Source organism: Vibrio pectenicida, from assembly GCA_024347015.1.
Taxonomy (GTDB): Bacteria; Pseudomonadota; Gammaproteobacteria; order Enterobacterales; family Vibrionaceae; genus Vibrio; species Vibrio pectenicida.
In genome coordinates, this window is record AP024890.1 from 95,911 (window position 1) to 107,685 (window position 11,775).

The 11,775-nt window shown below is 42.0% G+C and carries 12 protein-coding genes; 4 read left to right on the plus strand and 8 right to left on the minus strand.

Going from position 1 to position 11,775, the window contains the following annotated elements:
• Nucleotides 1–68: 68 nt before the first annotated feature.
• Complete coding sequence (locus OCV27_RS15370) at nucleotides 69–980, plus strand: amino acid ABC transporter permease (protein ID WP_125321717.1); 912 nt, start codon at nucleotides 69–71, stop codon at nucleotides 978–980.
• Here the strand turns inward: OCV27_RS15370 and cyoE are convergent.
• The 4 genes from cyoE to OCV27_RS15390 form a co-directional block, all read right to left on the minus strand.
• Complete coding sequence (gene cyoE / locus OCV27_RS15375) at nucleotides 968–1,864, minus strand: heme o synthase (protein WP_125321715.1); 897 nt, start codon at nucleotides 1,862–1,864, stop codon at nucleotides 968–970. The genes OCV27_RS15370 and cyoE overlap by 13 nt on opposite strands.
• Nucleotides 1,861–2,898 carry a COX15/CtaA family protein gene (locus tag OCV27_RS15380; RefSeq protein WP_125321713.1) on the minus strand — a complete coding sequence of 346 codons (1,038 nt, stop codon included), beginning with the start codon at nucleotides 2,896–2,898 and terminating at the stop codon, nucleotides 1,861–1,863. The genes cyoE and OCV27_RS15380 overlap by 4 nt, the downstream gene beginning before the upstream one ends.
• Nucleotides 2,899–2,974: 76 nt before the next feature.
• Nucleotides 2,975–3,523, minus strand: a complete 549-nt coding sequence (locus OCV27_RS15385; protein WP_125321712.1) for a hypothetical protein — start codon at nucleotides 3,521–3,523, stop codon at nucleotides 2,975–2,977.
• Between the two features lie 3 nt (nucleotides 3,524–3,526).
• A complete protein-coding gene (locus tag OCV27_RS15390) occupies nucleotides 3,527–4,306 on the minus strand; it encodes an SURF1 family protein (protein ID WP_125321710.1) in 780 nt (259 codons plus the stop codon).
• Here OCV27_RS15390 and OCV27_RS15395 point away from each other — a divergent pair.
• Entirely contained in the window at nucleotides 4,257–4,493 is a 237-nt protein-coding gene (locus OCV27_RS15395) for a DUF2909 family protein (RefSeq protein ID WP_125321708.1), read from the plus strand. The two genes, OCV27_RS15390 and OCV27_RS15395, sit on opposite strands and share 50 nt — an antisense overlap.
• 7 nt (nucleotides 4,494–4,500) lie before the next feature.
• Here OCV27_RS15395 and OCV27_RS15400 read toward each other — a convergent pair whose 3' ends face one another.
• Genes OCV27_RS15400 through coxB form a run of 4 tightly spaced genes read right to left on the minus strand, consistent with a single transcriptional unit; the run spans nucleotide 4,501 to nucleotide 8,764 of the window.
• The gene (locus OCV27_RS15400; RefSeq protein ID WP_125321706.1) at nucleotides 4,501–5,385 is read right to left on the minus strand and encodes a cytochrome c oxidase subunit 3; all 885 of its coding nucleotides are present in this window, start codon (nucleotides 5,383–5,385) and stop codon (nucleotides 4,501–4,503) included.
• The gene (locus OCV27_RS15405; protein ID WP_125321733.1) at nucleotides 5,382–5,984 is read right to left on the minus strand and encodes a cytochrome c oxidase assembly protein; all 603 of its coding nucleotides are present in this window, start codon (nucleotides 5,982–5,984) and stop codon (nucleotides 5,382–5,384) included. Before OCV27_RS15405 ends, OCV27_RS15400 begins: the two co-directional genes overlap by 4 nt.
• A gap of 9 nt (nucleotides 5,985–5,993) precedes the next feature.
• The gene (ctaD, locus tag OCV27_RS15410) at nucleotides 5,994–7,652 is read right to left on the minus strand and encodes a cytochrome c oxidase subunit I (protein WP_125321704.1); all 1,659 of its coding nucleotides are present in this window, start codon (nucleotides 7,650–7,652) and stop codon (nucleotides 5,994–5,996) included.
• Entirely contained in the window at nucleotides 7,649–8,764 is a 1,116-nt protein-coding gene (gene coxB, locus OCV27_RS15415; RefSeq protein ID WP_479676696.1) for a cytochrome c oxidase subunit II, read from the minus strand. Before coxB ends, ctaD begins: the two co-directional genes overlap by 4 nt.
• Before the next feature lie 393 nt (nucleotides 8,765–9,157).
• Between coxB and OCV27_RS15420 the strand changes: the two genes are divergently transcribed.
• Entirely contained in the window at nucleotides 9,158–10,867 is a 1,710-nt protein-coding gene (locus OCV27_RS15420; protein WP_125321700.1) for a phospho-sugar mutase, read from the plus strand.
• Between the two features lie 204 nt (nucleotides 10,868–11,071).
• The gene (locus tag OCV27_RS15425; protein WP_245986747.1) at nucleotides 11,072–11,770 is read left to right on the plus strand and encodes a substrate-binding periplasmic protein; all 699 of its coding nucleotides are present in this window, start codon (nucleotides 11,072–11,074) and stop codon (nucleotides 11,768–11,770) included.
• Nucleotides 11,771–11,775 lie beyond the last annotated feature (5 nt).

The following is an 11,775-nucleotide window of genomic DNA, read 5'->3' on the forward strand; positions in this document are numbered from 1 at the left end:
ACAATAGCCACTCTACCAAGGTGTATTGTGGCAACCTAATATACAACTTTTTAAGGGTGGGATATTGAGTGGAGACGACAAGCATCCTCAAATCAAAACCAAGTCCGAAGCGTTATTGGAAATTCAATAAGCTCGACCTAACTTTATTATTTTTGCTAACTGTCGCTGGGTTTTGGCTTCACCAAAGAGCATCAATTGGAGTTCATTATACTTGGCATTGGAACGACGCGTTGACGCTCCTCTTTACCCCACGTTCTGATGGTACTTTGCCTTATTTCTTCCAAGGCGTGATCGCAACATTAAGACTAAGTGTATGGGGCATAGTTTTCGCAATACCAATTGGCATACTCGTAGGTATTTCAAGGCATTCATCCGTCTATGTACTGCGCGCTTCAGCCAATATATACATTTTACTAATACGTAATATCCCACCTTTAGTATTTGTATTTATATTTTACTTCTTTATCTCTAATCAGCTCATTCCTAGCTTGGGTTTAAGCGACATGCTTCAAGGTTCATCTGAACAGGCTCAATATTGGCAAATTTTGTTATTTGGCCCAAAACCGCTCTGGGAAAACTTACTTTCAGGTGTTTTATGTATCAGCATCTTATCTTCGTCCTATATTGCTGAAATAGTTCGCTCCGGCCTAGCGAGTATACCTAAAGGACAATGGGAAGCATCAGATGCTCTAGGTTTATCTATGTGGTTAAAATATAGATTTATTATTGCTCCTCAGGTGTTAGCTACTATCACTCCAGCATTAGCAGGACAAGCCATATCCCTAGTAAAAGATACGTCAATTGTTTCTCTTATCTCTATTCAAGAGATGACGTTTGTCGGCACTGAAGTCGCTAATTCTTCAGGCCTAATCTTTGAAATTTGGCTTATTGTCGGCGCTGTGTATCTGATATTTTGTGCGACGCTTTCTGCTCTGTTTAGAAAAATAGAACGCCGCACTCTTCAGCATCAAACAAAGTAATGCTCTACTAACAAAGCAGAAAACAACAGCATCAGATGCCATATTGAAAATTTAAACGTTGTCATCGCCTGCGTCTTTGATGATTCAAATTTTAGCTTCCATGCATGGTAAATAAACAAGACAGATAAAATGGTTGCACAAACTAAATAAAAAACTCCCGCCATACCGACAAGAGCAGGCAATAAACAAATAACAAACAGCAAAATGGTATACAGAAAAATCGACGTTTTAGTGTACTCATCACCATGCGTTACAGGCAACATAGGTATGTTAGCTTTGGCATAATCTTCTTTACGATGAATAGCTAAAGCCCAAAAGTGAGGGGGAGTCCATATAAAAATAATCATCACAAGCAACCATGCATTGGCATGCATTTCACCGGTCACTGACGTCCAACCAAGTAGAGGTGGCATAGCACCAGCGATACCGGCAATAACAATATTTTGTGGCGTTTCACGCTTTAAGTACATGGTATATATCACAGCATAGCCAACCAAACTTGCGAAAGTTAGCCACGCGGTTAAGGTATTAACGCCGCCGTACAAGACGAAAAAGCCAGCCACCCCCAACCCACTAGCAAAGATTAATACACTACGAGTGCTAAGCTCGCCTGAAGGCAATGGCCGTTTGTATGTGCGAGCCATTATTGCGTCAATTCGCCGATCTATTAAATGATTAAATGCCGCAGCAGATCCCGCCATTAGAGCTATACCAACCATTCCTAATACGGCCTCTTGGACTGGTAATGTCCCAGGAACAGCCAAGCACATTCCAACTAAAGCAGTAAGCAACATTAAAGCAACTACTTTGGGTTTAGTCAGAGTCAAATAGGTGATCCACAAGGAACGTTCTTGCTCAGATACATGACTAATAGAATTGTTCATTGTGAGCTCTCCTTACTAATAAACTGAGGGGTATTCACATCATCGAACGCTTTCTTATGCCAAAGCTGATAGTTGACGTGTAAAATCGATACAAGCAAAAACGCAGCGACTAGATTATGAGCAACGGCTACAACCAAAGGTAAACTAAACACTACATTGGATATACCTAAGCCTATCTGTATCGCCAATAAAACCGACACCCGTATAGCTGACCATTTAAAATTGGGTTTTTTAGTGTATAACAAAGCCAATATTAAGCACAGGGAAACCAAAGTGAGTAATACAGCGCCTAGTCTATGGGTCACGTGAATAGTCATTCGAGCACCATAATCTAGCGTACCAAATTCATAACTAGGCTGCTCGGGCTGAATGAGGGTAAATGCGCGTTCAAAATCTAGATATGCCAACCAGTTACCATCGCAGATTGGTAAATCTTTACACATCAAGGCTGCATAATTAGAAGACGTCCACCCACCTAAAGCCACTTGAATGATGACCAAACATAACGTGACTGAAGCAAGCCATTTTATCCCTCTTGGATATGACAGAATATTTTCTCTAGGCGCGCCTCTCTCACGCAACTGCCAATATAAAACCATGAGTAAACAAAACAGTGTAAAACCACCGAGTAGATGCCCCATAACAACAACCGGCATCAACTTCATTGTCACAGTCCACATACCAAGTAAAGCTTGAAAGATCACAACCGCTGATAGGGCGATTGGCATACTCTTGGGTATCCGACTATCGCTGAGCGATTTGACTGAAATGGTAAAAATCAAGACACCTAAAGTGCCAGCAAAATACCGATGAATCATCTCTAGCCAAGCCTTGTTCGCTTCAATCACCAGTTCTGGATATAAGGTCATTGCAAGTGCGATTTCATGTTGTTCATCTGGTACTATTAAATGGCCATAACATCCCGGCCAATCTGGGCATCCCAACCCAGCATCAGCTAATCGTGTATATGCCCCTAATAAAATGACCGTCACTGTCATAACTAAGGTTAAACGAACTAAATTGGTCAATCCCATAACCAAACTCCTTCCATGAGTCTCAGTTAACTCCATTAGATTGCATTTGCATTAATATGAAATCAGAAACTATGCTTTAACCAACTCTTGAGAGCTTCAATAGTTTCCTTAAATCCGTCAATATGTCTTTACTCTGGCTAATGAGTTCATCTTGGCTTTCAACCAAAGGGTAACGCATCACTAATTGGCCTAAAGGGTCAACAATTACCAACTCAAAGTCAGACACTAGCTGATGAAAGGCATCGTTGACTTCTATCAAATTAAATTGGTGCTCCTGTGATACGGTCTTATCACTCATTTTAGATATCAAGAGCACTGGTACCACTCGACTTTGATACTTACCTAACGCCAAGTGACTTTGTCCAAGTAAGTACATTTGCTGATGACAAAATTCGTTACATGTTGATGGGACTAAGTACCCTAGTTGCCATTGCTGTCCTACATAAGGATTAGTTACTCCTAATTTTTCATAACTCTGTCTTGATTCAATTAGCTGACCTTTATTGGTCACGCCAGATTCATACCATTGATTAATAAGTAAAACTTTCGCAATAACAGCCGGTAAGGCAAACATCGTTATCAAAGCCACAAACATGACCCTACCTCTAGAGACCTTATTAATCATCTTTCACTCCTTGCCTTTACACAGTCTGAACGTTACCCAAAGACTTAAAATAAGTAATGCTGCAGCCATACTAAACCACTGAATTGAGTAACCAAAATGCTTGGTAGAACTAAGTGGTACCGGTTGCCATGGCTGTGGGTAAGGCCATTCAGATGCTATGGGCTGCAAAACATAAGGTTGAATAGAATACCCCCAAATTTGCGTAAGCCTTTCAATATTTAAGTTTTGAATCCGATGTGGAATACTCGTTTCCATATAGAGATTGTCACTCAATGGATTGGCTGAACGCTGATATAACCTTGCCGTAATATCGATAGGGGCTGTCAGCCAAGCAACCTTTGGCAATTGTTCACGTTGAGTACTGGCTGGTAGAAACCCCCTCTCAAGCAAAACTTTCATCCCTCTTTCCGACTCCATCAGTTGGTAAGCAAGATATCCGACTTCTCCTTGATATATTTGATTATCAAGTAGCAAATACCGTCCCTTGATGGGGGACAACTTAGCACCTACTTTAACTCCAGTTACATAGGTGAAATCCGCCAAGTGTAGTTCGTCAATACCAATAACTGCAAACTGCTCTCTTGCTGACAAAACTTGCTCCATTACCTGCTTTTCCTTCGCTCTTGCTAATTGCCAAAAACCTAAGTTGACCAAAGTGAAAAAGACGGCCAAAGTTAATAGCAACCCAACCCAAACAGAACATTTTTTCAACGACCTTGGTAAGGAAAATTTTATGGTATTGATCTTTAAGTCACTGTTGGTACTGCTACTACTCTTTGTCATTGTAAATCTCGCAAGAGCAATGTTCGAAATGGTAAAAGGGCCACAACCAGATGACCAAAAGATTGATGGAGACAAACCTATGAGTCACTATCTTGGACGGAGAGTTTTTCTTTCAGCACTCGCCGTCATATTATTACTCTCGGCCCTTCTTACCGGATTAGTAGAACCCAATGTGCGCCCCTACTAACGTATCGTTAAAGCACGTAAACAAATATAAATAAACTCAACCAGACAACATCAACAAAGTGCCAATACCAGCTTCCTGCCTGAAATGCGAAGTGATCTTTGGGCGTAAAGTGATCTTTGGCAATACGCGCTAGTAAGATGATGAGGATTGTCGTCCCCAAAAATACGTGCATACCATGGAAACCGGTGAGTAAGAAGAAGGTATTGCCATATACTCCTGACTGCAATGTCAAATCGAGATCTTGATAGGCATGAGCGTACTCAACGCCTTGGTAATATAAGAAAAACCCTGCAAGTACAATTGTTAGCTCAAGCCATACTATCAATGCCATGCGCTTATTTTGTTCCAAACTGATGTGCGCCATGTGCAAGGTGATTGAAGACAGCAAGAGTATAATCGTGTTTGTTAAAGGAATACCCTGCCATCCCATAGCTTGAGTCGTTGTACCATCTGGAGTTGCGGTTAATGGCCATAAGGCTTCAAATGCTGGCCACAATACCTCATGAGTCATAGCATTGTTGCTCGCGCCTCCTAACCAAGGCACTGAAATCATCCTTGCGTAAAACAAGGCACCAAAGAATGCGCCAAAAAACATTATTTCGGAAAAAATAAACCAACTCATCCCTTGTCTGAATGAGCGCGATATCTGTTCTGAATATTTACCTGTCATCGACTCAGTAATAACATTACTAAACCAACCGGCGAACATATAGAGAAGGAAAAGGAAGCCAGACAACAATATAAGCTTACCATAGGTACCTCCTGCACCACCGTCAGCCATATTCTGCACGGTCAAGCCAGCTCCAACAGCGATAAGAAATAAAGAAACCGCTCCAACAATCGGCCAACTACTTTGTGCTGGAACATAATAGGATTGCTTTTTTGAACTCATGGCTTAGCTCCTTGCTGTGTGAGATCGCCACTCGATTCAGCTCTTGCCAGTTCTACAGGCTGAGGAACCTTATCGGTAATATCATAAAGGGTGTAAGACAATGTTAATGTGTGAATCGAGTCGGGAATATCAGGCTCGAGATAAAAAATGAGCGGCATTTCCGCTTTGGCCAAACTATCGAGAGGTTGATGGTTAAAGCAAAAGCATTCAATTTTGTTAAAATAGGCAGCTCCCATTCCAGGTGAAACTGAAGGGACCGCCTGCCCTACTATCGCTCTCGACGACTGGTTTGTCGCGATAAATACGGTCTGAATTACTTGTCCGGGGTGGACATCCATATACTGTTTGTCTGGCTCAAATAACCAGGGGATCCCCTGATTAAGATGCGCCATAAACTCAACCCTAACAACACGTGATGTATCCGGCACCATACCTTGAGGCTGAATAGATGCTTCACTACTTGTTTTGCCATTAATACCTAAAGTGTCACACATGACATCGTAGAGAGGCACAAGAGCAAACCCAAAGCCAAACATGCCTAAAACTGCAGCTAGCAGCTTTAGGGTGAGTTTATTATTTGATTGCACTTGCTTATCCATCATACACCCTTAATCAACTCGTGGTGGTGTCGAAAAAGTATGATGAGGAGCAGGACTTGGAACCGTCCATTCCAAACCTTCCGCTCTATCCCATACTTTTGCCTCGGCTTTTTCACCTCCACGGATGCATTTAATCACTACCCAGAGGAAAATCAGCTGAGACAAACCAAAAGCAAAACCACCAATCGACACTATCTGATTGATGTCGGCAAATTGAATCGCATAATCAGGTATGCGTCGTGGCATTCCGGCTAAACCGACAAAGTGCATCGGAAAAAACAGCACATTAACCGAAATAACTGAGCACCAAAAATGCCACAAGCTCAATCGGTTATCGTACATATGACCTGTCCACTTCGGTAACCAATAATAAGCAGCAGCCATGATGGAGAACACAGCTCCTGACACCAATACATAGTGGAAATGCGCCACTACAAAATAGGTATCATGGTATTGAAAATCAGCCGGAACTATTGCCAGCATAAGACCGGAAAAGCCTCCAATCGTAAATAAAATAATAAAGGCAATAGTAAACAACATGGGCGTTTCAAACGTCATAGCACCACGCCACATTGTCGCAACCCAGTTGAAAACTTTAACACCTGTTGGCACCGCAATTAACATGGTGCAATACATAAAGAAAAGCTCTGCAAACACCGGCATTCCGGTAGTAAACATGTGATGAGCCCATACTAAAAATGACAGCAACGCGATGCTACAGGTGGCGTAAACCATAGAATGGTAACCAAAAAGCTTCTTACCACTGAAAGCCGGAATAATGGCCGATACAATACCGAAGGAAGGCAATATCATGATGTAAACCTCGGGATGACCGAAGAACCAAAAGATGTGTTGGAACATCACTGGATCCCCTCCACCAGCAGCATCGAAAAATGACGTCCCAAAGTATTTATCAGTTAACACCATTGTCACCGCACCTGCCAGAACAGGCATAACAGCAATGAGTAGAAAAGCAGTAATTAACCAAGTCCAAACAAACAAAGGCATTTTAAACCATGTCATGCCAGGCGCTCTCATATTGACAATGGTCACGATGACATTAATCGCACCCATGATCGAGCTAATACCCATGATATGCACCGCAAACACAAATAATGCAGTACTGTCTGGGCCATAGGTTGTTGAAAGTGGTGCGTAGAAAGTCCATCCAAAATCGGGCCCACCACCTTCAGTAAACAGCGAAGCAAGTAGAATTAAAAAGGCAAATGGTAGAATCCAAAAACTGAGGTTATTCATTCTTGGTAGAGCCATATCTGGCGCCCCAATCATCAAAGGAATCATCCAGTTGGCTAAACCAGTGAAGGCTGGCATAACCGCACCAAAAACCATGATAAGACCATGCACTGTGGTCATTTGGTTAAAAAAATGGGGTTCAACTAGCTGTAAACCTGGCTGGAAAAGCTCAGCGCGAATAATCATCGCCATTGCGCCGCCAGTCAGAAACATGATGAAGCTAAACCAAAGGTAAAGAGTCCCGATGTCTTTATGGTTAGTAGAATATATCCAGCGAGAAATCCCCTGCGGAGCATCATGATGTTCATGCTCATCAATCGCAATACCGCTGTTCGGTCCAGCTAGATCCGCATCGGTCGCTGGTGCAGATTTTACGCTTTCGGTAGTCAATGACTCAGGTTTGGACGTTTTCATTGTCCCTCCTTGGAAGCTTTAAATGCATTCACATCGGATGCTTGTACAATATCACCCACTTTATTTCCTAATCCATTTCGTTGGTATGTCACTACAGCGGCAATCTCTTTATCTGAAAGCTGATTAGCGAAAGACTGCATGGCAGTACCTGGACGACCATTAACAATAACGTCTATATGCTTGGTCACCTCACCAGTTGCAACCTTGCTGCCTGTTATCGCAGGAAATGCTCCAGGAATACCGGCACCACTCGCTTGGTGACAAACCGCGCACCTATCGAGGTAAACTTTTTCACCAACATTCATTAGCTCTTCTTTCGATAATGACGCTGTTAACGATGCTGCAGCTTCTTGCTTAACTTTCTCAATTTCTGCCTTTTTCGCCACCAGCCAAGCATCGTAATCATCTTCTTCCATGGCTTGAACCACTATCGGCATAAAGCCATGTGCTCGTCCACAAAGCTCAGCACATTGACCTCGGTAGATGCCTGGTTTATCAATACGAGTCCACGCTTCGTTTATGAAACCGGGTATAGTATCTTTTTTCACTGCAAAATCAGGCACCCACCAAGAGTGAATCACATCATCAGATGTCATCAAGAACCGGACTTTGCGATTAATAGGTAGAACAAGAGGATTATCGACTTCGAGAAGGTAATGAGCGCCTTTTTCCTCTATGCCATCAATTTCCTTTTGGCTTGTCGCCAACAAACTAAAAAACTCAACATCTTCACCAAAATAACTGTAGTGCCATTTCCATTGGGAACCCGTAATTTTGATGGTCAAATCAGATTGAGAAGTGTCCTCCATCGCAACCAAAGTGCGTGTTGCTGGTATTGCCATAAGAACTAAAATAATAATAGGAATGACGGTCCAAATAATCTCAACTTTAGTGCTTTCATGGAAATTGGCCGCAACGGCGCCTTTAGACTTTCTATGGTGGTACATGGAGTAAAACATAGCCCCAAAAACCACCACCGCAATGGCACAACATATATAGAAAATCAGCATATGTAAGTCATACACCTGACTACTAATACCTGTTACACCTTTGGTCATGTTTAGTGAGGGTTGCTCAGCACTCACCGACGTAGCAAAACTAAAAAACAACAAGTTGATTAGCTGCCACAGTATTACCTGTAATCTTTTCAAAAGATCTCTCCTCTATTTTGAGGCTTCATCTATGACGGTTTAACCTACACACCTAGCTCTCAATGGCGCAAAAAAGTCCTAATGGGTACATGGGCACGGAAAATATGCTTATAACGGTAAATTTGATTGATTTTGTTATATTTATGTTATCAAAACCTAGTTGGCCTTTTCGGAATATGCAAGAAAGTGCTACTGGAAATGTCGATGATTTAGACCGATTTAAGTTTACCTTGATCACAATATTTGATTTAACGATTGCTCTCTCGCAAAAGATGACCAATTTTACTTAATATCTAATGATTGTTTCCTAAATTCCATTCTCTCAGGACAAAGATTGTCGGGGTAAAATAAAATATGATGCAGCAAGTCACTCACTGGTTGGAAAGAGATCCTGATCCGCATACTCATCAAGAACTAAAAAACTTAGTTGAACAAAAGAATAATCAAGAAATCGCAGATAGATTTAGTCAGCGACTAGAATTCGGTACAGCAGGATTAAGAGGTAAAGTAGGTGCAGGGCCAAATCGAATGAATCGACTTGTCATTCAAGAAACTGCCACTGGCTTAGGTCGATATTTAATTAAGAATATTGACCTAGCTAAACAACGGGGTGTTGTCATCGGCTATGATGGCCGCACAGATTCCAAACAGTTCGCTTATGATACAGCTTCTGTCCTTGCTGCACTTGGTATCAAGGTATATCTGACCCATGATGTGGCCGCTACTCCCATCGTTGCATTTGGCGTTAGACATTTAAACGCAGCCGCAGCCGTCGTCGTAACAGCAAGTCATAACCCGCCAGAGTATAACGGGTTTAAAGTATATTGGGAAAATGGCGCCCAAATAATTCCACCCCATGACTCTGGAATTGCAGCAGAAATTGACGAAGCTGCAACTACTCCAATTTCACTAATGACCCTAGAACAAGCTGAGAAAGAAACACTATTGATCTGGCTGAACGACGATTACTATCAGTCTTACCGTCAGGTCGTCAGCCAAACTCCCGTACTTAATTTCCGCCACCAACCAGAGCCACTTTCTATTGCCTATACAGCAATGCATGGGGTCGGTGCAAAAATGGCTAAAACACTGCTTAAGGATGCAGGGTTTACATCAGTTCACAGTGTGACTGAACAAGAAGTTCCAGATGGAACGTTTCCTACCGTCCATTTCCCTAACCCTGAGGAAACTGGAGCGATGGATATGGTTATCGCTCTTGCCAAAGAAAATAATGCTGATATTGCCTGCGCCAATGATCCCGATGCAGATCGCTTTGCAGTCGCTGCAGCTAGGTCTGACGGAAATTATCAGATGCTGACTGGAGATCAAGTTGGTGCGTTATTTGGTCACTACCTCTTGAATCAAACACAAGCATCAAAGCAATTAGTTGGTAACACTATCGTTTCCTCTAGCCTATTGGAAAAAATTGCGCATTTCCACAACGCAAAATATTACCAAACGCTAACAGGGTTTAAGTGGCTAACTAATATTGCTATGAAGGAGCAAACCGCCGATAGGCAATTTCTCTTTGCATATGAAGAAGCTCTGGGGTACACCATAGGCAACAAAGTCTGGGATAAAGATGGTTTATCTGCTTTAGTTGCGTTCGCACAAATGGCTGCAGAGTTAAAAAGCGAAGGTAAAACAGTCTGGGATCAATTAGAGAGTATCTACCGTGAACACGGTATGTACATCAATGCTCAACACAGTACAGCATTGGATCCTAAATCGCCACCAATAGGCGATAAGCTCCGAGCAGCGCAGCCCACGCATATTGCGGGTAGAAAAGTTACCGAAATCGATGACCTAAAATCATCAATCAGGCACCATGCGGATGGCCGAAATGAAACCATTGACCTGCCTTCTAGCGATGTGCTGATCTATCGCTTAGCTGGTGGAGCTAGAGTCATTGTGCGACCTTCAGGTACAGAGCCAAAGTTGAAATGCTACTACGAAGTAGTCGAGGAATTTAACGAGCAAGAAAACCTCGCCTCGGCAGAAGCTCGGGCCGAGCTGTCTCTTGATGTACTAATTAGCGAACATCAAACCAGCTTAGACCACTAAAAAATACCTGTATAAAGCGCAATGACATTCGCCGCTTTATACAGGTAATCAACGATTACATTATTTATCTATAGATATCACTTATTGACTACCTTAAAGCGACAAAATCACCAGTATTATTTTTATGGTGTCTATACTTGTTGTTAACAACGGCAATGATCCTATCCAAGCATGAATTTACGAATCTACTACTGGCTTTTATTAATGTTGCTAAGTCCTAATGGTTTAGCCAATACTAATGATTTATCTGACACACATTTAAATATCTGTGGTGACTCAATTGATTGGGAGCCCTATACATATGTAGAGAACGAAGAAGTTAAGGGCTTTGACTTGGACGTACTTAATGAAATCTTGCCAAAAAATCGGATTACCTTTGACTTTACTATGTCGTCTTGGTCTCGGTGCCTAAAAGGAGGGAGATCGGGAGACTTTCAAGTTGCAGTTAGTGCCACTTACTCAGATCAGCGGGCTAAAGACTTCCTTTACACTACTTGGTATTACGCCACAACGCCCTCTTACCTGTACAAGAAATCCAAATTCACTCAAGGCCTCAAAATTACTAAATCCTCAGATTTAGATGCTTATAAAGTATGCGGCATTCACGGATATAACTACAGCGACTTCAAGCTGAAAAAAATACATCAAAATGCCCATAGTATGCATGAGCTTGTCAAGGAGTTAAACGACGGTAAATGTGACGTCGTTCTTGCATGGAAAGAAATAGTCAGCGGTATAAAAAGCATCTGGGGTATTGATTACTTGGCTAATGATGTAGCCATAGAACTTGTACCCAATATGCCTAAGCACAAATTCCACATGCTAATTTCAAAAAAATACAAGTACAAAGAACAACTTAAAAAACTGCTCGATCAAGGACTAAAGAAATATCAAACTGAGTAACATAG